Source organism: Fluviispira multicolorata (assembly GCF_009208585.1).
Lineage (GTDB): Bacteria > Bdellovibrionota_B > Oligoflexia > Silvanigrellales > Silvanigrellaceae > Silvanigrella > Silvanigrella multicolorata.
The window spans coordinates 507,601-533,216 of sequence record NZ_WFLN01000006.1; the positions used below are offsets into that span (position 1 = coordinate 507,601).

Sequence of the window (25,616 nt, forward strand, 5' to 3'; positions counted from 1 at the left end):
TATATGTTTAAGAAATTATTAAAATATTCATTGTTTCAAAATGGTTATAATTTAACAGAGACTTCTAAAGAAAATGAAATTAAAGAATTTTTAAAAGAATTAAAACCTTATGGCACTGAACACTCGTTGCTTCGCCTTGGTTGCCCTGGCGATGGCGGATACCTTGTACCTAATGACTTAGAAGGTATTGAGTTTTGTTTTTCTCCAGGGGTCTCCACTCAATCTAGTTTTGAAACTGATCTTGCGAAAATGGGTATAAAGTCTTATCTAGCAGACTATTCTGTTGAAGCTCCCTCAATTCAATCAGATTCTTTTTTCTTTGAGAAAAAGTTTATTGGTGCTGTAAATAACGAAAAATTTATGACACTAAAAAGATGGATGGATAAGTCATTGCAAGCAGATTACTCACGTGATCTGATATTGCAAATGGACATTGAGAGCTCTGAATATGGTGTGTTATTTGAAACAAGTGAAGAAACTTTAAAGAAATTTAGAATTTTAGTCATTGAGTTTCATGAATTGAATCGAATATTTGATACCTTTGATTTGTCTTTTCTTAAATTATGTTTTAGGAAAATTTTAAAAGATTTTTATATCATACATATACATCCAAATAATTGGTCCCGATATGCCAAAAAAGGAGATATTATAATTCCAGAGGTAATGGAATTTACCTTTTTAAGAAAGGATCGTGTGCAAAAACTAGAACAGGCTCAAAGTTTTCCCCATGCGCTTGATTGTCAAAATAGAGTTGATAAACCTGATATAGTTTTGCCAAAATGTTGGTATAATTAAAGATATTTTTTCTTATGAAAATAAACATTAAAATTAAATAAACTTATAGTATAATTAAATAAAAAAATTTCTAGATAAAATCTATTATGGGTAAGTAAACTATTTGATTTATTAATATATTATTATTTAATTAATGAAATACTAAGTTACCCCTTTCTTAATATTATTGAAGAGAGAACGATAAGTTGATTGCAATGTATGTCTTTCTCTCAGATTTAAATTGAGGAGGCCTTAACATACTAAAAATATTTATAAAATTAATGATAGTGCTTCTGGTATTTATGAGTGCCCAGGTTTTTGCCAAAAAACAAAAAAAAATTCTTATTATTGAAAGCTATCACAAGGAGTTTAAATGGGATTCTGATTATAGAAAGTCTATTTCCGATTACTTAAAGGCAAATTATACCTTGTCTTTTTTTGAGATGAATACAAAGAAAATTTCAAAACAAAATTATGAAAATGTGGCACAGAGTGCATGGGAATACTCATTAGATTATAATCCTGATTTAGTAATATTAGGAGATGATACGGCATTAAGCCTTTTGGGCGAAAGATTTGAACATGCAAAAATTCCGACTGTTTACTTAGGAATTAAGAGTGATCCTAAACTTTATTTTGATAAAGATCCTCTCTATATTACAGGTATTTATGCTAAGCCTCTTGTATTAAAAACAGCTCAATATTTAAAAGAAATTTTACCAAAAACAAAACGAGCATTGATTCTTTTCGATAAAAGTAAATCCTCTGAAGTGTTATATCAAGAGATTTTAAAAAATATTAATAACAATTATGTATCTGGAATTCTCTTCCAAGTTGAAACAATTGAAAATTTTATTAATTGGCAATCTTTAGTATTGAATGCGAGAAGAAATTTTGATGTTATTATTGTTGGACTTTATCAATATTTAAAAGGAGAAAATGGAAATGAAATTGACTCTGAAGAGGTGATGAAATGGACTTCAAAGTTTACCCCAGTTCCCGTATTTGGATTGTGGGATAATTCAGTTGGTAAAGAAAAAGCAATTGGTGGTCTTGTCGTAAGTTCGTCTGCGCAAGGATATGAAGCTGCTAAAATGGCCGAAAAAATATTAATTTATCCACATGTTTTACCAAAATCAATTCCTCCTGTTTATGTTGAAGAAGGAAGTGTCTTATTTAGTAAATTTCAATTGAAAAAATGGCGAATTAAGCTTTCTAAAAATTTAGTGCATGATGCATCTTTTATTGATTGATAAAAAACTTGCCGAAAATAAATTTATATTTTAGTTTTTTATTCTTATATTATTCTTGAATTGAGAAAATATAAAAAAAGTGTATACACTTCATCTTATGCTTATTACTAAAAATAGGGAGCAATTCGTGAATATTTGGCAAAGTATGAAAACTTTTGAAGACATAAAACTAGAACGAACTGAAGATGGGATTGCTAAAATTACAATCAATCGCCCTCATGTGCGTAATGCATTTCGTCCAGAAACCGTTAAAGAACTTTTAATTGCATTTGAAATCTGCCGTGAAGATTCTCACGTTGGTGTTATTATTCTTACCGGTGAAGGTAAAGAGGCTTTTTGTTCAGGTGGCGATCAAAAAGTGAGAGGGCACGGAGGTTATGTTGGGCAAGATGGTCTTCCTCGTCTCAATATTTTAGATGTGCAAAAATCAATCCGTTCTATGCCTAAACCTGTTGTTGCGATGGTAGCTGGTTATGCCATTGGTGGTGGCCATGTTTTACATATCGTCTGTGACTTAACAATTGCAGGAGACAATGCCAAATTTGGTCAGACTGGGCCAAAAGTAGGCTCGTTCGATGGCGGTCTTGGCAGCAGTTATTTAGCAAGAATTGTTGGTCAGAAAAAAGCGCGTGAAATTTGGTTTTTGTGTCGTCAATACAATGCGCAGCAGGCACTTGATATGGGACTTGTAAATCATGTTGTACCCGTTGAAGAGCTAGAACAAGAAACTTTAAAGTGGTGTCGTGAAATGTTAGCCCACTCTCCACTTGCGTTACGCTGTTTAAAATCAGCATTAAATGCGGATTGTGATGGTCAAATAGGTTTATTAGACTTAGCTGGGAATGCTACGCTTTTGTATTATCTGAGTGAAGAAGCAAAAGAAGGTAAAGATGCATTTGTTGAAAAAAGAAAGCCAGATTTTAATAAATTTGGGAGATTTCCGTGAGTGAAATGAGTCAAGAGCAATCTCAAGCCAAAATAAATGCTTTTATTTTGGCGGCAAGGCCTAAAACGCTTGCTGCCGCTTTTGTTCCAATCCTTGTATCGACTGCAGTTGCATTTTCAGCTTTGCAGTCGAGTGAAACAAAAATAAAATGGAATTTAACTTTATTCGCAATATTAAGTTCTATTTTTATTCAAATTGGCACTAACTTTATTAACGATGCAATCGATTTTAAAAAGGGTGCTGATAGCGAAAAAAGAATAGGTCCCAAGCGGATGACGCAAAGCGGGCTTTTAACCCCCAAACAAGTTTTGTTTGGGGGGGGATTTAGTTTTTTTATTGCCACACTTTTTGGAATTCCTCTTATATTAGCGGGTGGAATTCCTATCTTATTTATAGGTATAGTTTCAATTATTTGCGGATATATTTATACGGGTGGACCTTATCCTTTAGCTTATAAAGGTCTTGGTGAGTTTTTTGTCATTTTATTTTTTGGTATAGTAGCTGTTCTTGGAGTTTATTATATTCAAACAGGTACAGTGCATTTTCATCCATTTATAGCAGGACTGCAAATAGGTTTTTTAGCAACAGTTCTTATTTCAATTAATAATTTTAGAGATTATTTAGAAGATAAAAAAGTAAATAAAATGACTTTGGCTGCTAGATTTGGTAAAAATTTTGCGAGAGTAGAAATCGTTTTACTTTTTTTATCTGCTTTCTTATTAAATATTTACTGGTATATTCATGGATTCTTATGGACTGCTTTTTTGCCCTTGCTTTCTCTACCTTTAGTTATTTTTGTAGTTAGGGGACTTTTAAAAAATGAACCTTCTCCACTCTTTAATAAATATTTAGGGATGTCTGCAGCAATACAAATGCTATTTGGCATTTGTATGTCAATTGGTTTCTTTATAAGGTAATAAACTTTTGTGCACATTATTTTTGCTTATTAATCAAATGGAATCAGTGCCTGTAGCTCTTATTTCGAATAGAGATGAGTATAGAGGGCGTTTGAGTGCTGAAATTCAAGGTTGGGATTTACAGTTTTTAAATCGTGGAAATCAACTTTTGGGACCAAGGGATGATGAGCAAAAAGGCACTTGGTTTGCATGTGAAAATAAGTGGCATGGTAAATGGGCCGCATTGACAAATGTGCGTGATTTTAAATCGCATAAAAATAATATGAAATCGCGCGGTGAGATTATCACTCGCTTTTTGCAAAGTAATTTATCTGCAAAAGAATATTTATCCCAACTCATAAAATCTGCTTCAGAGTATAACTATTATAATATTATATTTTCGGATGCAGATGAAATTATTTTTTTTAATAGCAAAACTTTAGAGCAAAAAGTTGTTTATAAGTTTGGCGATAATAATAAATATATTTTTGCTTTAAGTAACGGAACGCTCGACTCTGATTGGCCAAAAATCTCTGTAACTAAAAAAAACTTTTCAGAATATTTCTCGCAAAATAGTGCTAAAGATGCTGAATTCTATTGGAATTATTTTAAAAAAGAAATGATGAATTCTAAAAAATATGATTCTTCTCTGCTGCCTAACACAGGAGTTTCGAATGAGTTAGAAGTCTTTTTGTCTTCTCTCTTTATTGATGGTGAAAAATATGGGACACGTTCAACTATCTTTTTTGGGATAGAAAAACGGTCTGCTCTTTTTTTATATGAACAAACCTATTTAAAAGATTCTCTTATTCAAAACTCTAAGAAAATAAGCGTTCAGTATGATATTTTATGAGTCAAATAGCCCTTATGATAATATAAAATCAATAGAGATTTCTCCATATTTTTTGCAACCAAAATTTATCTTGAATGCAAAAATAGAAAGCTCATTTAAAAGAATGGGGTTTTTATTAAAGGTAGATTATAAAGATATTGGAATTGGATATGCTGATTGCTTTGCTTTTCCAGAACTTGGTGACTCTCCTATATCAGAGCAAATAAGTTATCTCAAAAATAAGAAATTAACTAGGAATTTAAGAAAAAGTCTTATTTTTTCTAGAATAGATGCAATATATAGAGGTAAAAATTTAAATGCTTTTAATAATTTAAATCTGCCTAAAAATCATTGGACTGTTAGCGATATATCTAGCTTAACTATTAAAGATTTATTTAACCTTAAAGAGAATAATTTTTGTTTTTTAAAGTTAAAATTTGGTAGAAATTTACAGAATGAAATAAATTTTATAAAAGAGAATTATTTTTTTTTAAAAGAGCTTAACCTTAAATTTCGTATTGATTTTAATTCTTCTTTAACTTTTGAAAATGCAATATTCTTTTTTAGTTCACTGCAAAAATATGTTGATATTTTTGATTTTATTGAAGATCCTATTCCATTTCAATGTGAAAGCTGGAACTTGCTTTTAAAGCATTTTCCATTATTAAAATTAGCATTAGACAATAATTCTTTGGAGCATTTAGAAGATCTCACTTTGAATGAGCAAAAAAAGTGTGTTCGAAATTTGATTATCAAACCTGCTCAGCAGTATTTAAATAACTCATATGATAATTCTTTCTTTTCAAAGCTTGATAAAGTGATTTTTACAAGCTATATGGATCATCCTTTAGGTCAAGTTTGCGCTTTATATGAAGCTGCAAATTTTTACAGTCATTTTCCCAAATCTCAAGGATCTTGTGGTTTTCTGACTCACTTTCTTTATGTAGAGAATGCCTACTCAGAGTGCCTAATGATAGAAAATACAAGACTTATTCCTTCTAGCAAAGGGACTGGTTTTGGTTTTAATCATCTGCTTGAAAAGGAAAATTGGAGAAATATAATTGAATATTGATTGGTATTCCAAAGACTCTCATTTTTTTATTAACCCTCGTATTCCTCTTCAAGAAAAAACACGTATTGAAAAAACTGCAGAAGAATTTTATTTAGATTCTCATATTTTTCTTGCGACTTCCGGCTCTACCGCACTTTCAAGCACAGATCTTAAATGGGTTGCATTAAAAAAAGAAGCTATTTTAAATTCAGCTTTGAGCGTGAATATTCACTTAGATTGTCATAAAAAAGATATTCTTTTAAATACTCTCCCTTATTTTCATATTGGTGGTTTATCTTTATATGCGAGAGCATTCTTAAGTCAAGCAAGCTTAATTAATTTATATAACGACAATTTTAAATGGTCAGTGAAAGAATTTGTTCATGCAGTATCTGAAACAAAAGCAACAATTACTTCATTGGTTCCAACTCAGATATACGATATTGTTCGGGCTGCTTTATTCTGTCCGCAGACCTTAAGAGCTGTTGTCGTTGGAGGTGGTTCTCTTGCAAAATCACTCTATGAAAAAGCGGTAGCTTTAGGGTGGAATTTATTACCAAGTTATGGAATGACTGAATGTTGTTCTCAAATAGCAACGGCTCATTCGGATTTGCAGTGGAAAAATGATTTTCCTCGTTTAAAAATCATGGGACATTTACAGTTGTGGAATGATGAAAGTGGGAAAATTTGTATAGCTGGAAGTTCTTTGCTGAGTGGCTATATTTTACAAAATAAAAATAATATTTATTTTCATGATCCTAAAAAAATTAAAAAATTAGAAAATGGATTGGAAATTAAATATATTGAAACGACTGATATAGGTACTATTGAAGGCGAGAATTTAACGGTCATTGGTAGGACTGATGATGTGATAAAAATTGCTGGAGAAAATGTTAATCTTGCTCGACTCGATGAAATTCTGTTAGAAATGAGATCAATATTTTCAATCCATTTTGATTTAGCGCTTATTTTTGAAAGTGATGATCGTTTAGGAAAAAAAGTATCTTTAGTCATTGAAGGTGAAAATTATTTAATTGATGAAATTTTAATTAAGAATTTAATTGTATCATTCAATAAAAATGTTTTTCCATTTGAAAGAATAAAGAATTTTTATTATATTCACAAAATACCTAGAACAGAACTTGGTAAGCTTAAACGTGTTTTGCTTGCTTCACATATTCATGCAATGAACTTACTGCAATAATGGGTTAAATATGAAATATAAAAACTATAAATTTATATTATTTTTTCTTTCTATAGGTTATTTAATTGATTTTTATGATCTGACTCTTTTTGCAGTGGTGCGCATACCTGTTTTAAAATCTTTAGGAGTTCCTGAAGAAGATTTTATGAGGGTAGGTTCATATATGTTTAATGCGCAAGCATTAGGATTGGTTCTAGGTGGTATATTAAGTGGAATTTGGAGTGATAAATTTGGTCGATTATCGGCTGTTAGAATTGGAATTTTAATATATTCCGTTGCTATTATTACAAATGCTTATGTAACTGATATCACATTATTTACCATAATGCGATTTTTAGCTGGAATTGGATTAGCAGGTGAGTTTGCAGCATCCATTACTCTCCTAAGTGAAATTTTACCTGCAGAAAAACGCGGTTTTGCCTCGGGATTTGTGTATTCATTCGGAATTATTGGTGGAATGCTTGCTGCATATATTGGCAGTGCTCTCCATTGGCAAATTATGTTTTTAATTGGTGGTATAGCCGGTATTATTATTTTATTAGCTAGAATTTCATTTGCCGATTCTATTTTATTTAAAAATGTTAAAGCTCAAGCAAATATTTCACGTGGGAATTTAAAAAATCTTATCTTGAATAAGAACTCTTTCCTTAAAGTAATTACTCTAACTCTTTCAATTATTCCATTTTGGTTTATGGCTTTTTTCATAAATTTTTCTCCTGAAGTTGCTAAAAGTGTTGGGATGAAAGAACCTGTAAATCAATCTATTTCTTTAGCATTTTATTTTGTCGGCGCCTTTTCTGGATCATATCTTTTTCCATACATTGCTAAATTAACAGCAAGTAGAAAGTTTGCTGTTTTATCTGCTCTTATTCTAATGCTTTGTGCTATTTCTTTGTTTGGTTTAGGCAATACTCTCAATGCAAAATCTTTTTATTGTATTTTATTATTAATTGGCCTTGCAAGCGGATATTCTGGACTTTTCATGGTTTTTGCAGTTGAAAGTTTTGGCACCAATCAAAGATCAACAGCAGCTTCGCTTATATCAAGCATGGCTCGCTGTTCCCTTGTTGGAATAAATTCCTTTGTTCCTTGGCTTGCATTTTTATTTTCTGATATGTGGATAGCTTCTATTGTTGCAGCAGGTTTGTTTTTTATATTTGGAGTTTTATCTCTTTATTTTATTAAAGAAACAAGTAATAAATCTATGGATTTTTATGAAGGATTAAATGAAAATATTCCTAAGAAAAGTCTAAATTAAAAGCTTTGAGCCTGGTTAACTAAAAAACGAGCTTGTGCCAGACTTTCTTGGCTTAAAGTTTCTCCTGATAATAAAACTGCAATTTCTGTTACTTTTTCCTCTTTATTTGCTTGTATTATTTTTGTAATAGTTTTATTATTTTGGATAATTTTAGAAACAATAAAATGATTTTGAGAATAACATGCAACCTGAGCTAAGTGTGTGATGCACAACGCCTGTCGTACAGATTGTCCTTTTTTATTTTTACAGAAATCGGCAAGTTTTTTTCCGACTTTAGAGGCTATATTTCCACTAATACCAGTGTCTATTTCATCAAAAATAAAAACACTCATGCTGTCGTCACCAAAGAGAACATTTTTTATTGCTAACATTATGCGTGAAAGTTCTCCACCACTTGCAACTTTTTCTATGGGCTGTGCTTCAATACCTAAGTTTGTGCTTAAAAGAAACTGTGCTTTTTCAGCACCATATTTTGTTAAATTATTAAAATTATTTAATAAATCTTCTTGAATATTTATACTTAACTCTGATTTTAATTTAGAGATTTCATTTGTATTATCTTTTAAACTACAAATAAATTTAGCTTTAGGTATACCTAGCTCTGCAAGTTCTTGTTCAACAGAATTTGAAATAAAATTTATTTTATTTTTTCTCTCTAAACTCAATTTAGATGCTAGAGATAGAGTTTCTTTCATAGATGTTTCACACTTTTCTAGTATAAGTTTGAACTCTATTTCAAGTGTATTCGATTTTTCTAAATAACTTTCACACTTGAGTGTGTAATTTTCAATATCTTGAATGGTTGGACCAAATTTTTGAAGAATTTTATTATAAATTTCTATGCGTTTTTCAGCATTATTAAATAATAATTCATCAATTTCAAAATAATTTTCAGTTAGTTCAGTTTTATGAATAAAGTCTTCAATGAGGGCAATGATCCCATCAATTTGATCGGTGGATATTTGTACTTGCGCCTGTGTATTTTGCTTTAGTAGTTTCTCAATGCTTCTTCGACAATATTTTAATTGCGATAAACAATTCGATTCTCCACTATGAACCATTTCATGTATCTCTTGGCAAATATGCTTGGCATAGTTTGCCTTATTTCCTATAGAGATCACTTCCTCTAACTTCTGAAACTCATCTTTAGAAATATTTGCATTTTTTATTTGAGAAAGTTCAAACTCATATAATTTCTTCTCTCTTTTTAATAAATTTATTTCTTGAATTATATTTCTAATTTGTTTTAAATAATCATTTGTTTGATTAAATTTGTCGATATAATGTTTTTGTAAGGAAATATTATGACAAAACTCATCGAGAAAAAGAGTGTGAGAATCGCTATCGAGCAATCTTTGATTTTCAAACTGGCTACTGATATCAATGAGATCAGATGAAATGAGTTGAAGGATTTTTGTACTCACTAAATTTTCGTTTACTGTGGCTCGATGCCTGCCGTTACGTTGAATAAATCTTTTTATCACAATTTCTTCGGGTGCATCAGCAAACAGCGGAATTCCAAGATCTTCAAGTAAAGAAAAGACAAAGTTGTTTTTTTTGCTTGGTATAAAAATTCCAGTTACTTGTGCACTGTCATGACCCGTTCTTATGAGTGAAGTGTCCGCTCGTTGTCCTCTTAAAAGGCATAGAGCATCAACTATTAAGGATTTTCCTGCACCCGTTTCACCTGTAATGACGTTGAGCCCTTCATGAAAATTGACCGATATATTTTCTGCAATGGCAAGATTCTGTATGATAAGTCGTTTTAACATCCTATTTCCTTCAAAAAGAGATTCTTTTTTTTGCTCTGAAAGGATAAGCACATTTCTGTCATTTTGTTCTTTTTCGTGCAATGAGTATTGATCTTGCACATTCATGAAAATTTGCAATTATAAGCGAGTTTGAAAGAATTTGTTTTCGATTTTTAAGGATCGTCATGTTTAATAGAGGAGGCTTTACATGGCAAAGCAATATAAAACGGTTATGACTCATTTTTCTAAGTATTTACCTCCGGGTAAAGTGACCAATGATGATCTGAGTAAACTCATGGATACTAATGATGCTTGGATTACTGAAAGGTCAGGAATTAAAGAAAGACGTTTTGTTGAAGAACCTGTTGCCACATCTGATCTTGCCATTGAAGCTGTGAAAAATGTTCTTGCTGCTTCTAATTTAAAACCATCAGATTTTGATTATATTATAGCTTCAACCTTGTCACCTGACTATTACTTTCCAGGTATTGCTCCCATTGTTCAACATAAACTCGGGTTTCCAACAATTCCTGCAGTAGATATCCGTGTGCAATGTAGTGCTTTTGTTTATTCTACGCAAATGGCTGATGCCATGATTAAAAGTGGACAATATAAAAGAATTCTTTTGGTATTTTCGGATGTGCAAAGTAAAATGCTTGACCTCACTACAAAAGGTCGCAATGTGGCAGTGCTGTTTGGAGATGGTGCAGCAGCAGCTATTTGTGAAGCCGTTGAATGCACAGAGGATGAAATGCCATCTGTAGGAAATATGAGTTCTGGTGTCATCGATACCATTTTAGGCAGTGATGGCTTAGGAGCTGAACTTTTATTAACGCGCTCGCCAGGTACTGCAACAAAAGGTTTCTTAAGTGCAGAATCTGTTGAAAATGGAGATTGGCATCCCACAATGGAGGGGCGTTCTGTCTTTAAACATGCTGTCACTCGTATGTGCGAAGTTGCTGAAACACTTATGAAGCGTCACAACATTACGGCAAATGATCTTGTATGTCTTGTGCCACACCAGGCAAACTTAAGAATTAGTGAGATGGTAAGAGAAAAGATGGAACTGCCCAAAGAAAAAGTATTTAATAATATTCATTGTTATGGCAATACAACTTCTGCAACAATCCCTATTTGTATAAACGAAGCTCTTGAGCAAGGTCGTTTGAAAAAAGGTGATTTAATAATGACCGTTGCTTTTGGGGCTGGTTTTACTTGGGGTGCTAGTTTAATTCGTCTTTAATGAGAAAAATCTCCAAAACTCAACTCGAACATAATATTTATTCCACCAACGCTTGCTTGGGTTGGGTCGCTTAAGAGTGTAGAGCCATATGTTGTTACTTTATATGGGAATGCATAATGGTATCCCGCCCCAAAGCTCGCAGCAAAGTTTTTTCCGCCTGCAATCCCTATCATTGCAAATGGTTCTATAAATAAATAATCAACCCATATTGTACCACTTGTAGAAGTAGTTACCGATGAAAAATGTAGATTTCCTATTCCAAAATAGGAACCAAGTTTAATATCAATAATACTTAAATCTATCCCATATCCTGTTTTTAAACCTATATTTGCAATTTCATATGTACTCGCAGAAGTACTTATAGAGCTTGTAGATGTATTTCCATATAATACTCTTCCCCCGGTAAAAAAACCTTTGCGCATAAACGTTGCATCACCTCCAACAAGCAGCATTTGTGATTCAAACTTAGGTTGTCCTGCTGTCGAGGCTATTGTGGCAAATTTACCATAATCTGGCTGAAATAAACTGATTATAATGCCACCAGAAGATTCGTTATTTGCTGCAGATATTGGGTATGATATTAATAAACATAAGGATAACAATAAGGTATTTGTTATAACTAATTTAAAATTGAATTTTTTAAATTTTATAAAATTCATATTCATTTAACAGTCACTCATAGAGAAAATCTCTAAGTATTTTCGGAATTCATATAAGTTTTTATAGGAAAAATTGAGTCAATTTTATGTTTAAGGGTTTTGAAATTTCTTTAAAATGTCATCATAGAGACCATTGTCTTTAATTTCTTTTAAGCCTTTATTAAAGGCTTTTAATTTGTTTTCTGAATTGAGAGCTTTTTTTGAAAAAGCCATATAGAGGTCAGAAATTTCAATTTCCGGCTTTAAAATTGTAAAGGTATCTTCAAACTCATTCGGATTTTTTTGAATAAAATATAAAGCTACATTTTTATCGATTAATGCAATATCTATTTCTTTTAACTTAAGCTTTCTCATATTTGACTGCTCATCAGTACTTATAATTTTTCTTAGATCTTTTCTTTCATCGAAATTTTTTTCATAGGCATATCCACGAATAACTCCAAAACGATATTGCTTGAGTTCATTGTAAGTCATGTTTAGATTATCATATTTATTATATTTTATTTTTGAATTTTTTAGTGTTATTAAAACTAATGATGTACGTATAATAGGAGCAGAAAAATTAAAATATTTGATTCTTTCAGTTGTTTTATCAGCTGGGAATATAGCATCATAGTTTCCAAGCTTTGTTTCACTTAATGCAGAATCCCATGGCATAATATTTGTCTCTATCTTGTAGCCTTGCGTGTAGAATGCGGCTTCTATGATATTCTGAATCACCCCATTTTTATCTGGATTCTCAATTACATAAGGACACCAATTGAGTGAGCTAAGCTTAACTGTTAAATTTGCTCCATAGGAAATATTAAAATTTGCAAGGCAGATGATTAAAAATAATAGTTTCATTTAGAAAACCGGCCCTTTAATTTTGAGATCTTTCGATTAAAATGGTATATCGGTAAGACTTTTAAAAACTTGAATTTTAATTTGCTACAAATGAAAAAAGGTAAAATATGGAGAATAAAAATATTATTGACATTTTTAAAATAATCTTGTTAAATTAAAGTCTTATAAGTAATTAAATTAGAGAAAATCAAGCTTATATAAGAATTTTTCTTATTCGCTCTTGAAGAAAATTTGGATCAAAAAATGCAAAAAATATTATGAAAGGATATTTTAATGAATAAAAATTTATGTTTATCAATTCTAATTTTAATTATATCTTGTAGAAATAATAATAGCTCAGAAAATTTAAGCAATTGGCAGCCACCAGAAGATGCATGGAGAGATCCAAATCCAGCTTTAACAAATAAGATTAATGAAGAAATTTACTTTAAACTATCTAATATAACAGTGCCTTGTAGTTTAAATAACACCAATCAAAACTGTCAATTAATAGATATACATCCAAATTATATTAGTGATATTGAAGGGAATAAAGAGAGTGAAGGATTAAGGGTATTGATAATTGATGACTCAAGTATGAGACTAGCTGCTTATACTAGATTTCGTAAGAGAGTATTCCTTAATTTATTAGAAAATTCTGAAGGTAGTTTTTTGCTAGATAAAACTACCATTAAGATTCCATATGCGGCAAAAAATATATTGATTGATATATTAAATAAAAATGAGTATGAAAAATTTCCATCAGAGCTATTGGTAAAAAATAAAGGATTATTTAATCGGAAAATTTCTGGATCCTTTGACAATTTAATATTTAATAAAAATTCTGGGCATGGGTTATATATTTTTAATTATATTGCAAATAATAGCCCTAAATCTCAATTTATACTTGCATATATGACACAGGAAAAATTCTCCAATATTTTAAATGAAACTTTAGATGCGGATATTTTAAAGCGAGAGATTGATTTATTATTTCGTAAACAATCTGATGAATTAAAGAAATATATCGAGAGTTATAAAATTGATTTTATTTCTTTATCATACGGTATATCTGTTAATTATCTTGATAATTTTTTTCCTCATTTAACGAGTCAAATAAAAAACTATATTATTGCCTCATATTATAAGAATTTTATTGATAATATTTTGTATAATAATAATGTCATTCTTGTTCAGGCAGGGGACAACTCAATAACTCCAAATCCCGAAAATAATCCAGGTTATTTAGCCGATTGTACAAAAAATACGAGACGATTGCGAGTCAGTTTTGTAAAGGATCTTAGTTTTTCTATCCCTTTTTTTGGAACGAAAGACTTAAATTTAATAAAAGGAAAGCAAAAAAATTTTATACCTTGTACAGATATTTATATAAATTTTTCTGTAGGAGATGTTAGACCATATATTTATAATAAAGGAGTAATAAACTTTTCTTCATATAATATTGGTACTTTACCAATTACAATAACTGATGCTTCAAGCTCGAATGCTACTCCAGTTGCAGTAACGTATCTTCTTTTTTTAAAAACTTTGAATCCATTATTAAGTAATTACGAGTTAATGGAGCAAGTCAATATTCTTAAGGGAAATTCATTTGTAATTTTGGATCCTTCATTGCATAAGCAGTTACCAATCTATAAATTAGGGTATTTAAATTGAAAACTATATTAAATCCTCTGAAAAAGAATAAGAACATTTGTTTTAAAATTGAGTTTCTTTTCAATATATCTGCGCACTGCAATGCGAAGATCTTCCTGCATAACTTCATCGTTGAAATTTCGTTTTTTAACTGCGAGATCATAGGTATAGTTAAAAATCATAGACATTTTTTTGGAAAGTTCTTGAGCATTTAAGGGAATTCCTTTTAAAGAAACAGAGGGTGTGCCTAGAAGTTCATAGCCCTCATCTGGAAAGACAAAGCTAACAGCAACAACTCCTCCATAAATAAGTGCCAAACGATCTTTATAAAAAGGGCTTGATTGAGGAAAAATGCCACCAGGGCAGACGTAGTCTCTCCCTGAATGAACAGTTTCAACCACTCCAAGAGCCTCAGGACCTGCGACAACCACATCTCCATTTTCTGCGAGAAAACAATTTTCAGGCAGTAAACCACAATCGATGGCAAGTTCTCTGTGTTTCTTTAAATGTCTATAAGTTCCATGCACGGGCATAAATGAAATAGGCTGGGCTGTTTTAATACATTTAATAAGATCTTCTTGATAGCCATGTCCACTGACATGAATATTTTTATGATCTTTTGCTGTGACAACTTGACATCCCGAGCGTGTCAATTGAGTCACTATACTTTCAATGGGTCGTTCATTTCCAGGGATAATTCGTGAAGAAAAAATAATTGTATCTTCAGGATCAATCTTAAAATCAGACACATTGTCCCAAGCAATTCTGTGCAGACCTGAAAATGATTCTCCTTGACTGCCTGTGCAAATTATACAGACTTCATGTCTTGGATATTTATGCACATCCTGTATTTCTATAATTGTATTTTCTGAGAAGTTTAACAATCCCAATCTATTTGCAATTTCGGTATTGCGAAAAAGTGATCTACCAAATAAAGCAACTTTACGCCCAGTTAATCTTGCAGATTCAAAAATACTTTGTAGACGCCATATGTTACTTGCAAATGTTGCAATAACAACAATTCCTTTTTCTTTATCAAAAAAATCAATGATACTTGGAAGTATTTCTGTTTCACTAAAATCTGTTCCTGTTTGAAATGAATTTGTGCTGTCACTCATCATCAGGTGCACAGTTTTATTATTTAAAACTTTTTTTATATTTTCATGCGTCATCGATTTTTCGGGTGGATAGTAATCTATTCGAAAATCACCCATGTGGAGAATATTACCAAGTTGTGTTTCAAAAAAAAGTCCTGCAGCATCTGCAATACTGTGATTTACGGGAAAAGGCGTTACTTTTAGATTTCTAAAAAAGACGGTTTCAAAGAAATCCCATTTATTTAAAATAGCATCATTGATTTCTGCATCTTCAAATTTAGATTTTATAAGTTCAAGAGTAAATTCTGTGCCATAAATAGGAGCCGGATATTTTTTGTAGAGATGTGGAAGAGCACCAATATGATCTTCGTGTCCATGTGTTATTAACCAAGCTTCGGGCCATATTTGGTTTTCATCAATAAATTTTGTGTCTGGTAAAATAAGATCAACACCTAAAAGGGAAGCGTCAGGAAATAATGCTCCTCCATCAACAAAGAAATATCTGTCCATGACACACAAAATTGTCATGTTCATTCCGATCTCGCCACATCCGCCGAGAGGAATGATTTTTAAAGAAAAATCGTCCATTTAAATTCCAATCACTTTTTCTGAGTCACAATAAATTGAAATGGGTAAGTGACAACAACAGAGCCATTTTTAGGTTTTGGAAAATTCCAAAACGAGATACGAGACTCTATGCAAGTTATCAGATTTTGATCTTTAATGCTTGAGTTCAAAACCACTATATTTGCAGCCTTACCGCTTTCTAATATTCGCCATCTTAGTATTAAGTTTCCTTGTAAGACCGGATTTTTACGTAAAACAGTATTATAGCATGATCTCAATTCTTCTTTTTTATTAAAAATCGAAAATTCAACCATTTTTATATCAATGGTTGCTTTTGGAGGGGGTTCGTCAGGAATTTTATAGACGCCCGTAGAATAAAGTGCGTTATGCCACATATTGGCAAATTCTGTTTCTTTATTCTCATTATCATAAATTCTTTTCATATTTGCGGGAATTATTAAATTTGTATTTGTAATCCAAATAACAGGTGTGGAAAGTGATGAGGATTGTTTTTCAAGGATATCTTTGTTTTTTTCTATATCTCTAGAAAAAGATTTTCTAAACTCTGATTTTTCAGCAATGGATGCATTTCTTTCTGCATCTTTATATTGTTGAAACTCTGTATAGAAGGACTTGGCTGGTTGGCGTCCAATAACCTGTCCAGTTGAGGGTGGTTCTACTATACCAACTTTTTTTGCATTAAATTCTTTAGCGTAATATTCTTTTAAAATTTCATGTTCACTTGTTAAGTACTCTACAATTGCTGCATCTGTTCTTTTTAGTTGATTAATTCTTTTAATTAAGGTAACGAATTGAGACTCTCCTTCGTCACCTGAAATAGTTGTAAAGAAAGCAGGATAAGGTTTTAAATATTTAAAATATCTTTCAAAAGTAAAAAAGGGAGTCGATGTGTCGATTTTTTTATAATTTTCAAATATCTTTTTTTCCCAAATTTCATATGGAGTATCAAAATCAATATATTTATGCGCATCTTGTAAAAAAGGGATGACCGATTGATATTCTTTTCCTGTTTCAGCATATTCCCATCTTTTTTGTAATTCTCTAATCCAAAATACAGCAAGTTTAGCAGAGTTTTCTTCTGAATACTGTGTTTTAAATACAAATGGAAGAAGGCGTAAATTATCAGGTGCAATGAATCCTAAAGAGACTTCTTGAGGTAAATTAATAAGTCCTGTTTCAGGTTTCATAGGTGCTTTTAATAACCAAAATAATATGGGGAGAAATGCGAGTCCTGTTGCGAGAAGGCTTATAGGAATAACATTACGCTCAATTGAAACATCATAGGGAGGTAATGCGAATGGATTATTTTCAGCCCCTTTTAAATGCGGAAATTTTTTAGGAATTTGTTCTTTTTCGATTTTAAATGCGATGTCAAAACCACTGTAACGTACCGTTCCGCGCGATCCATATTCCAAAGAAACAATAAGAGGATCTTCAATTGATGTTAATTTAGCTAGAGAGCCACGTGGTGAGGTGAACTCTTTTAATTCTCCAAATTTATTTCCTGAGTTTAAAAAGCCATCAAAGCGTGGATCAAGAATTATATCTACATAGCTCCGGCCAATTTTAAATATACACATTTCGAGCAGTGCTCGGGCATAGGGAATAAAAATATCACATGTTGGCTTTGATCCTATATTCACTTTTTTTGTAAAAAGTGAAGAGATTTTTAACTTTTTTTCAACTTGAATGGCACCCATTTGAAACACAGTCAAATGTAGATATGCATTTTCGGAAAGAATTTTTTTTCTTTTCATTCCTTTAAAATAATTTCCTGCCATAGAGCTTACCTCTCTACCACGAAATCAAAATCATCATATCCATATTGAGAAAATAATTTCATAATATAGCGAATATCTTTAAATGAAACATTGTTATCAGACCATATTTTAACGCGTGAAATTGAGCGATCTTCAATGCGCATAAGCATTGATGTGAGCATTATATTTTGTCTTCTATCCTCAAGATATTTCAAAAATTCATTGCCTTGTTTTGGTAGATAAAATGATTTACCAGTGTCAAAGTATATTTTAAAACCCGAATCTTTTTCTAACAGAAGGAGAATGGAAAGCGCAGATTTTCTTTCAGTGAAATAAAAACCAGGATTTATTTTCTTTAAATTCTTAAATTTTGTAAATGATCTTGTAGTGGACTCCATGACATAAAACTCTTGTCTTATTTTGATTGTTATTAAAAATATGAGCCAACTTACAAAAGCAGCAATCGCTAATGAAAAGAAAAAATGTCGAGAGGTGACTAAATAGAAAATTTTAGAACTTTCTCTTTCTTCCTTCCAAACACCAAATTTTTTTGTTGCTCTCGTAAACATTCAATTCCTCATGGAGATTTTATTGCATCTAAAAAAACCACAGATGGATAAGACTTTTTTAAAGATGTTTTTCCTAAAATTTGATTCTCTAATGTTATAACTTCAAAAGCTTGTTGAAGTATTTCAGCATGTTTTTCATATGAAAGATTTCGTTCGAAAACAATTCCATAAACTTTAGCAGGAAATATAACTCTTTTATTTTTATAGAAACTTATTTTTTCTAGAAAATCTTCCTTCCAATTTTCACCTAAAATAAGCACGTCATTGTTTGGTTGTGGAGCTATAATACTTTTCAATGATCCGAATAAAACATTATCTTTTAAAAAAACAAAGACAGGTGAATTATTTGTAAGCATAGCTTCATTTTTAATTGGTTCTGTTTTTGAATATTCAGTATTTACAGTTCTGACATTAAAAAAAACAACTTTTCTGTCGTGCATTTTTACCAACTCAATAAATGTAAATAAAATGCCCAGTCCGATTGTAACAATGAGAGCAAAACCCCAGTGCGTCCAACCAAAACTAGATAATTTCTTCTTCGTCAGGAACCTCTTGTACACTACTCGCTCCGCCTTCATTACCCATTCTCCTCGGTTGTGCTTCCATACCGTCGTCAGGATCCATTCCACTTGAAGGGGAATAACCTCCGCCTTGAGAGTCATCGTTTGAATTATTATTGTTATTTGATCCGCTTCCACCACCACCACCCGCAAACATAGGTTGCATTTCTGGTGAAAGAATATTTAAAATAACGCACAAACTGTGCTCCATTTCTGCTTCAAGTCTCCATGCTATGGCGTCTAAAATTCCAAAAGGTAACATAAGCACCACAGCGGAAACGAGTGAAATGGCTAATGGTAAAAGAGCGTGGGAAAGACCAGAGGAAAAGGCAAAACTTTTAATACCAAGCTCAAGACCTTCAACCATATGAAAGGAACCCCAAATTCCTTGAACGGCAGCTATTGCACCTAATAAAACACAGGTAGCAGCTAAATTCGGGAGTTGGTTGATACGCCTTCTGATGCGCGGGAAAAATCTTAGACTTTCTTCTGATACAGCTGAACGGACACGCATTGGGTCCGTTTCATAAGCATCTATCGCTTTTATTGTAAGCATTGGGACTGTTGTTCTTGAAGTTGCGCGACAAAAATTACGAGCTCTTTCCATGTCATTTGCAGACAGCATTTTTTTCATTTGAGTGTTGTATTTCTCAAAATTGATGCGATAAACAAACTGAAGAACGATAAATTTTTCGAATATAATAATGTACCCTACGGACACAATTGCTAATAAAATATAGGGGATAATTTCTCCATTCCGATACATCATAAATATATCATTTAACATAAAAACCCCTTATTTTTTTATATCAAAATCTAAAGATAAATCTTTTTCTGTTATGCCAGCTAATTCTTCAGGTCTATCAAGTAAATTAAGCAATTCTTTTTCTGGTTTAAAACCCGTATTGAAGGTATCAAAATCATATTCAAAGGGGGAAAGTGGAATATCTGAAACGTCTGCACCTTCAGGTTCCCCTTCGATTTTTATTGATTTTCTATTATCATCAATGGATTGTGAATAAATTGTAGATGAATTAAGTAGACAAAGTTGGATTAAACTAACAAATATAAATTTATTTTTCAATTTATTTGCGAAATACATCTTTTTCCCTTCAATTTATAAAAATTGATACATTTTGTTATATTTTGCTGTAATATTTCATTAACATCAATAATAAGTATTAATTTTTTTGACTTTTTGTTATGAAAATTTTGCATCTAGGAAAAATTTTGTACTTCTCTTCAATTGTAGTAATTCTTTGTTGAGCAATGTCTGCTACTGAATAAAGACCTTTATAGTTTATTAACTTATTTATTTTTTCTTCATTTTGAATGCAGCAAAATGAATATTTGTTTTCATTTTTAAAATTTAATTCATGAACAGCTTGGGCAAGAGTTGCCGTGCCTGCAAAAAAATCTAGGCAGTTAATTTTTTCATTATCACACTTATTTTGATACATAGAAAGTAGATTTTTTAAAAGTCCAACGGGTTTTGGAAAATCAAAAACTTTTTCGCCATTAAATAAAGATTTAAGTTGAGTTTCGGCATCTTCATTGCTTTCATAATTTAAAGTAGCATCGTCCGTTGCATGTCTTTTTACTTGCTCTATGTCTTTTATAATGCGTCTTAGTCCAAATGATTTTGTGATAAATACGCTCTGATTAAGAATATCTTGTGAGACTCGAAATTTTCCATATACAAGTAAATCGTTTTGTAAGAATCCATTTTTTATGATGGCACTATTATTAATCTCTAAGTTAAGTGTTCTATTTGTATATACCCCTTTGTTATAAACTCCATCTTTGCATTTTGCTTTTGTACCTGCATATAAAATTCGTGATGAAATTGGATTTGTAAAATTTAAAACAGGCCTGCTTAATTCAGTGCTTTTATTTCCCACTAATTTCATAAGTTTTGCTTTATCTTTTGCAAAAATAAGCACATATTCAATGACATTTCCTATGTGCTTATCTAAAAAAGAGGGTTTGTTTTTTTTACGCCACTTAATTGTACCGATATGATTTTCTTTTCCAAAGATTTCACGCATAATAACAGTAAGGTTTGCATTTTCTCTATCATCAATTGAAACGAACATCACTCCATTTTCATTTAAGATATTGTGGGCAAGAATAATTCTTGGAAACATCATACAAAGCCAAGCATCTTGATTTTCATGTTGTGCTTTAAATTTGTCATTAAAAGTAAATTTTAATCCCGTATTGTAAGGAGGGTCAATATAAATAATATTAAACTTAGCCTCAATTTTTTTTAAATATTTGAGAGCTTCAAAATTTTCGCTGCGAATGAGTAGATTATTATCTTTTATTATTTTTTGAGATAAAGAAAGAGATGACCCCGATTCATAAAAGTCATGTCGAGGTGATTCGAGTGCAAGGCTAGCTGCAAGTTCTTTGCCAATAAAAGAAAGAGTAGCGACCATATTTATTAATTATTCGTCTTCATCTTCATCATAAATAATAATATCTTCCCATGAGAATCCATTTGCAACCATGACAATTTCATATTCTTTACCATCTTTTTCAATAAAATTTTCTGTAAAGAGGCACTCTTTTCCGTCAATAGTAATGAAATTAGGTACTTCATCTTCGTCTCCATGACCTGCATTGCGATATAGATCATCTATTTTTTCGCGTTCAACAAGGTAGTATTCACCTTTTACGGGTGACATTTTTACAAGTGTATCTGATAATGCCATGGCATTTCTCCTTGAAAGAGGTTAACAAGCGATACTTAGGTTATTCTAATTATAGGGAGGCGACAAGACAGAAATGAGAAATTTAAGCAATATCCTTTCCTCAAATCAAAATGTCTTAGATGTTTCAAAAAAAAAGATAGAACTTAGAAAAATACTTGTGGAAGAAAGAAAAAATCTTGCTGAAAAGTCAAAACCTCAGGATTGGGGCGCACGCCAATTTTTTAGAACTTTAGATTTATTAAAATTGTCTATTCAAGATTTAAAAAATAAGGAACACGAAAAAAAAATCCGTGTTGGTTGTTATTTTCCAATAAGAAAGGAGCTCGATATAGCTTGTTTTGCTTCTGAAAGCTGGCTTTTTCCAGCAATTACAGAAGAAAATAAATTAGCTTGGTTTGAATATGGGGATGGAAAAGAAGATTATATTGAAAATAAGTATGGAATAAAAGAAAAAAAATCTGAGCATTGTCTTATATATTCTGAAGAAATGCCTCCTCTTTTGCTGTTTGTTCCTGGTTTGGCTGCCTCTGCAGAAGGATTTCGTCTTGGCTATGGAGGTGGTTATTATGATAGATTTCTTGCGAAGTTTAAAAATAATGTAACATCTGTGCTTTGTTTGCCATCTGAAAATTTTGTTTTTGATTTGTTACCTACTGATGAATGGGATCAGAAAGTTGATCTCGTAGTTTGGTAAATAAACAGATAACAGACATATATTAAATAAATAACCTTAAGCACATTTCATCTGTTATCATCATTTTCAACATGTGTCCCACTGTCGATAGACTGAGTCATTTAACTTTTGTGTGAAACATACCAAAAAGTAAATTTTTTTTAGTATTTGAAAAAACACCTTAAAGTCATATTTAAAATTAAATTAAATTATTTTTTTAACACATCAGCGTACTATTATAAATTATAAGACACCGATATTCACGCTCAGTATTTTTTTTATAAAACCAACCATAAAAATTTGACAAAGCAGATTATCTTTTATATTTTGGCTATCCAGTCAATACATTAGATAATATGAATATTTCTCAAAAAGCGGAGTGTTTTTATGGGTTTATACAAAAATTGTACAGCTTTGCTCTCTGTTTCAATTGTCTCAGTTTCTTTTCTTTCCTCCTGTGGGAAAAGCACCAAACAGGCGGAAGAAACGGCTTTATTGAATCCGCCAAGTTTCGGTCAAATTGGAAATAATGGAGGGTTTAATAAAGGCGATGAAATAGTTCGTAATGGTACAGGAGATAATCAAATGATAAGTCCTGCACCGATTTATGAGGAAGATTTTAATGATTCTTCAGATTCAAAAAATACTGATAATTCAAATCGAAATGAAAATGAAGAAGATAAAAATAAAGTAACAAAATCATCTGAGAAATTTTGCACAGATTTAGATAATACTAAAAAGAATCCTCTTGGAAAATATCAATGGCATTTAAAAAATACCGGCCAAACTGCCTTTGCATCTTCAGCTGGAAATGTTGGAGAAGATATTAATGTAGCAAGTGTGTTAAAGAAACAGTGCTTAAGTGGATTTGGAGTTAATGTGGCCGTTGTTGATACAGGCCTTGAAATAGATCATCCATCACTCATAGACAATGTTAAAAATAATAAAGATGCAAATGAAAGAGAAGGCCAAGATCTTCCAACGTCGAAAAACTTTAGGGATAATAAACTTTCTAAAAATAATCCCTCACCTATAGCATCTGACGATGAAGATCATGGAACCATGGTGGCTGGTATCATTGGTATGCGCAGTAATAAAGGTTTTGGCGGATCGGGTGTTGCACCGAGAGCATTTTTATCTGGATATAACATTATTCAGCAAGAAGATGGTGTGCAGACTTTCCAGAATTTTCTGGATTCTTTAGGTGGCTCCAGTGATTCGAATAAAAATCATGTTTTTAGTATGAGCTATGGTGACAATAATATAACTCAAATAGATCCAGAAGAGTTTGTTACGAAAGGTTCTCTTACAGCATATTCGTATGGAGCTAAGCATTTGCGTGGTGAAAAAGGTGCAATTTATGTTAAGGCTGCAGGAAATGGTTTCTATAAATTAGGTAATGAAAAAGATTATATTGCTGCATGTGCGACTGCTCTTGAAATAAATGTCTCTTGTCAAAACTCGAGCATGAACACTGATAATACTATGCCAGAAGTTATTACTGTCGGTGCATTAAATGCAAAAGGCACTAAAACAAGTTATTCTACCACAGGATCTTCTCTGTGGATAAGTGCTCCTGGTGGTGAATTTGGTTTTGATAAAGAATGGATAAGTGAGCAATTTGAAAGATACGGAAAACTTTACGACTGGTCCGCAAAAAGAGCGACTGCTGGAGAACCTGCTATTGTCACAACAGACGTAAGTGGATCTCGTTATGGCATGAGTAAAAAAGTCAATATGGATAATTTAAATGAAGTTATTGATATTAGAAATAAGTTTAATGCAGGTCTTATTGAAGAAAATGAAAGTTATAATTATACAAATTCCATGAATGGAACATCTTCTGCGACTCCTGTGACTTCAGGAAGTATTGCACTTATTCTTGAAGCAAACCCAGAATTAACTTGGCGTGATGTGAAATATATTCTCGCTGCAACTGCAACAAAAGTGGATCCTACTTTTGAAGGTGTGAAAGTAAATCTTTCGGGCGGTGAATATTTAGCTGAACAAGGATGGGTGAACAATGCAGCTGGATTTCATTTTTCAAATTATTACGGATTTGGTCGCGTAAATGTGGCTGAAGCTGTTAAGTTAGCAAAAAAATATAAATTAGGTAGCCTTGGTAATTATGTAGAAAGAGCTTGGTTCCCTAAAGCAAATGCATATTTAATGAATATTCCAAAAGGCGAACCAAATTCATCATATCTTACTTTACAAGATGTTAAAGAATCGCAAGCAGTTAAAATCGAATCTGTTCGTCTCGAAGTGTCAATTGATAGCTCTTATATTGGTGATGTTGGAATTGAATTAATTTCTCCAAGTGGCACTAAGAGTATTATTTGGAATATCGGAAATGCATTTGCAAACAATGGTAATTTAAAAGCAATGCCAATCCAAAGTAATGCTTTCTATGGTGAAAGTAACGTAGGAAAATGGAAAGTAAGAATTGTAAATTCGGGCATGCACAATGCAAATGTTACGCTCAAAGGCTTAAGAATTCAATTTGCAGGACAAGATACATCTAAATAATAGAGTGTCCTGCAAATTTATGAGATTCTACTGTTTACTTAATAATTAATTTTTATTTAGGAATTTAAGTCTATGAAAAAATCAGTTTTAACCTTAGGTTTGTGCTTATCTGCCGCACTTTATACAACTCTCGCAATTGCTGAAAAATCTAAAGAAAGCGAAGTATTAAAAAATTATGTGGCAGAAGATCAATACAATGAAAATAATCAGAATATAAGTGTTTTAAGCGGAGTGCGTGCTAGTCTAAAGAAACAGAGTGAAAATAATTTTAAAGAAGAGAACAAAAAATTAAGTAATTATTCATCATTAGATTCAGATTTTACATCTTCTGATCCAAGTGGAGACAAAATATTATTAAAAAAAGATGCACTTAATATTTTTCAAGTTGATTCAATGACGTCTTCGTCAGAAAGAAAAAAAGGTGTTAGCTCTGCAGCAGATGAACAAGTTCCAAAAAAACTCGGTTATCGGGTTGTTGTAAATAATAATACAGGCAAGGTCGGGGTTTTAAGTGAAAAAATAATTGTGAAAGCAAGTAATGAATTTAAATTAGATAAAAATAAATTCACCTATAAAGGTTATCCCGCAGTTGGTTATTATATTGTTGACATTCCTGTTGGGGCAAAAATAACTGATGTTGTGAGAGAAATTAAAGTTGAGAACAAAGCAGATTCTGTAATCGAAAGTATTAAAGTAGAAGTTATTGAAAACTTTTCAAAGAAACCTCTTTAAAAATAAAGCTCTTTTGAATTTGATCAATTAAAAATGGGTTGCG

Annotated in this window: 24 protein-coding genes; 13 read left to right on the forward strand and 11 right to left on the reverse strand. The window is 31.6% G+C overall.

Translation table 11 applies throughout. The features are described from left to right. Positions 1–3 precede the first annotated feature (3 nt). The 8 genes from GCL57_RS08665 (at position 4) to GCL57_RS08700 (ending at position 8,214) form a co-directional block, all read left to right on the forward strand. The gene (locus GCL57_RS08665; protein WP_152212956.1) at positions 4–795 is read left to right on the forward strand and encodes an FkbM family methyltransferase; all 792 of its coding nucleotides are present in this window, start codon (positions 4–6) and stop codon (positions 793–795) included. A gap of 281 nt (positions 796–1,076) precedes the next feature. Then, complete coding sequence (locus GCL57_RS08670) at positions 1,077–2,027, forward strand: ABC transporter substrate-binding protein (RefSeq protein WP_161597669.1); 951 nt, start codon at positions 1,077–1,079, stop codon at positions 2,025–2,027. Positions 2,028–2,172: 145 nt separating this feature from the next. Then, entirely contained in the window at positions 2,173–2,973 is an 801-nt protein-coding gene (menB, locus tag GCL57_RS08675; protein ID WP_281349652.1) for a 1,4-dihydroxy-2-naphthoyl-CoA synthase, read from the forward strand. Between the two features lie 5 nt (positions 2,974–2,978). Next, positions 2,979–3,890: a 1,4-dihydroxy-2-naphthoate polyprenyltransferase gene (locus GCL57_RS08680; protein ID WP_152213024.1), complete on the forward strand. Its 912-nt coding sequence runs from the start codon at positions 2,979–2,981 to the stop codon at positions 3,888–3,890. Between the two features lie 7 nt (positions 3,891–3,897). Beyond that, positions 3,898–4,722, forward strand: a complete 825-nt coding sequence (locus GCL57_RS08685; RefSeq protein WP_152212958.1) for an NRDE family protein — start codon at positions 3,898–3,900, stop codon at positions 4,720–4,722. Then, positions 4,709–5,773 carry a hypothetical protein gene (locus GCL57_RS08690; protein ID WP_152212959.1) on the forward strand — a complete coding sequence of 355 codons (1,065 nt, stop codon included), beginning with the start codon at positions 4,709–4,711 and terminating at the stop codon, positions 5,771–5,773. The genes GCL57_RS08685 and GCL57_RS08690 overlap by 14 nt, the downstream gene beginning before the upstream one ends. Continuing rightward, a complete protein-coding gene (locus tag GCL57_RS08695; protein WP_152212960.1) occupies positions 5,763–6,956 on the forward strand; it encodes an AMP-binding protein in 1,194 nt (397 codons plus the stop codon). The genes GCL57_RS08690 and GCL57_RS08695 overlap by 11 nt, the downstream gene beginning before the upstream one ends. A 10-nt stretch (positions 6,957–6,966) precedes the next feature. Further along, a complete protein-coding gene (locus tag GCL57_RS08700; RefSeq protein WP_152212961.1) occupies positions 6,967–8,214 on the forward strand; it encodes an MFS transporter in 1,248 nt (415 codons plus the stop codon). Here the strand turns inward: GCL57_RS08700 and GCL57_RS08705 are convergent. Next, positions 8,211–10,091, reverse strand: coding sequence for a DNA repair protein RecN (locus tag GCL57_RS08705; RefSeq protein ID WP_152212962.1), 1,881 nt, complete (start codon positions 10,089–10,091; stop codon positions 8,211–8,213). The two genes, GCL57_RS08700 and GCL57_RS08705, sit on opposite strands and share 4 nt — an antisense overlap. Positions 10,092–10,173: 82 nt before the next feature. On the opposite strand from GCL57_RS08705, the gene GCL57_RS08710 reads away from it, so the two are divergent. Continuing rightward, a complete protein-coding gene (locus GCL57_RS08710) occupies positions 10,174–11,208 on the forward strand; it encodes a 3-oxoacyl-ACP synthase III family protein (protein ID WP_152212963.1) in 1,035 nt (344 codons plus the stop codon). On the opposite strand, the gene GCL57_RS08715 is transcribed toward GCL57_RS08710, so the two are convergent. Both GCL57_RS08715 and GCL57_RS08720 read right to left on the reverse strand, forming a co-directional pair. Next, on the reverse strand, positions 11,205–11,873 hold the full coding sequence (locus tag GCL57_RS08715) for a hypothetical protein (RefSeq protein ID WP_152212964.1): 669 nt from the start codon (positions 11,871–11,873) through the stop codon (positions 11,205–11,207). The two genes, GCL57_RS08710 and GCL57_RS08715, sit on opposite strands and share 4 nt — an antisense overlap. A gap of 84 nt (positions 11,874–11,957) precedes the next feature. After that, positions 11,958–12,713 carry a substrate-binding periplasmic protein gene (locus tag GCL57_RS08720; RefSeq protein WP_152212965.1) on the reverse strand — a complete coding sequence of 252 codons (756 nt, stop codon included), beginning with the start codon at positions 12,711–12,713 and terminating at the stop codon, positions 11,958–11,960. 273 nt (positions 12,714–12,986) lie between these two features. On the opposite strand from GCL57_RS08720, the gene GCL57_RS08725 reads away from it, so the two are divergent. Then, a complete protein-coding gene (locus GCL57_RS08725) occupies positions 12,987–14,369 on the forward strand; it encodes a hypothetical protein (RefSeq protein ID WP_152212966.1) in 1,383 nt (460 codons plus the stop codon). 8 nt (positions 14,370–14,377) lie between these two features. Here GCL57_RS08725 and GCL57_RS08730 read toward each other — a convergent pair whose 3' ends face one another. The 8 genes from GCL57_RS08730 to GCL57_RS08765 form a co-directional block, all read right to left on the reverse strand. Then, the gene (locus GCL57_RS08730; protein WP_152212967.1) at positions 14,378–16,033 is read right to left on the reverse strand and encodes a ribonuclease J; all 1,656 of its coding nucleotides are present in this window, start codon (positions 16,031–16,033) and stop codon (positions 14,378–14,380) included. Positions 16,034–16,044: 11 nt separating this feature from the next. Further along, positions 16,045–17,814 (reverse strand): AgmX/PglI C-terminal domain-containing protein, encoded by a 1,770-nt coding sequence (locus tag GCL57_RS08735; RefSeq protein ID WP_152212968.1) that lies wholly within the window; start codon positions 17,812–17,814, stop codon positions 16,045–16,047. A 5-nt stretch (positions 17,815–17,819) separates the two neighbouring features. Continuing rightward, positions 17,820–18,362, reverse strand: coding sequence for a hypothetical protein (locus GCL57_RS08740; protein WP_152212969.1), 543 nt, complete (start codon positions 18,360–18,362; stop codon positions 17,820–17,822). Between the two features lie 8 nt (positions 18,363–18,370). After that, positions 18,371–18,922 (reverse strand): hypothetical protein, encoded by a 552-nt coding sequence (locus tag GCL57_RS08745; RefSeq protein WP_152212970.1) that lies wholly within the window; start codon positions 18,920–18,922, stop codon positions 18,371–18,373. After that, positions 18,885–19,709: a MotA/TolQ/ExbB proton channel family protein gene (locus GCL57_RS08750; protein WP_152212971.1), complete on the reverse strand. Its 825-nt coding sequence runs from the start codon at positions 19,707–19,709 to the stop codon at positions 18,885–18,887. The genes GCL57_RS08745 and GCL57_RS08750 overlap by 38 nt, the downstream gene beginning before the upstream one ends. Positions 19,710–19,718: 9 nt before the next feature. Then, positions 19,719–20,024, reverse strand: coding sequence for a hypothetical protein (locus tag GCL57_RS08755; RefSeq protein WP_152212972.1), 306 nt, complete (start codon positions 20,022–20,024; stop codon positions 19,719–19,721). A gap of 79 nt (positions 20,025–20,103) precedes the next feature. Then, positions 20,104–21,363, reverse strand: coding sequence for a DNA methyltransferase (locus GCL57_RS08760; protein WP_152212973.1), 1,260 nt, complete (start codon positions 21,361–21,363; stop codon positions 20,104–20,106). A 9-nt stretch (positions 21,364–21,372) separates the two neighbouring features. Then, a complete protein-coding gene (locus GCL57_RS08765; protein ID WP_130612309.1) occupies positions 21,373–21,639 on the reverse strand; it encodes a hypothetical protein in 267 nt (88 codons plus the stop codon). Positions 21,640–21,712: 73 nt separating this feature from the next. On the opposite strand from GCL57_RS08765, the gene GCL57_RS08770 reads away from it, so the two are divergent. The 3 genes from GCL57_RS08770 to GCL57_RS08780 all read left to right on the forward strand — a co-directional run bounded on the left by GCL57_RS08770 (position 21,713) and on the right by GCL57_RS08780 (position 25,573). Then, positions 21,713–22,333 carry a 5-formyltetrahydrofolate cyclo-ligase gene (locus GCL57_RS08770; protein WP_152212974.1) on the forward strand — a complete coding sequence of 207 codons (621 nt, stop codon included), beginning with the start codon at positions 21,713–21,715 and terminating at the stop codon, positions 22,331–22,333. A gap of 366 nt (positions 22,334–22,699) precedes the next feature. Further along, a complete protein-coding gene (locus GCL57_RS08775) occupies positions 22,700–24,841 on the forward strand; it encodes a S8 family serine peptidase (RefSeq protein WP_152212975.1) in 2,142 nt (713 codons plus the stop codon). Positions 24,842–24,913: 72 nt separating this feature from the next. Next, positions 24,914–25,573, forward strand: a complete 660-nt coding sequence (locus tag GCL57_RS08780) for a hypothetical protein (RefSeq protein WP_152212976.1) — start codon at positions 24,914–24,916, stop codon at positions 25,571–25,573. Positions 25,574–25,616 lie beyond the last annotated feature (43 nt).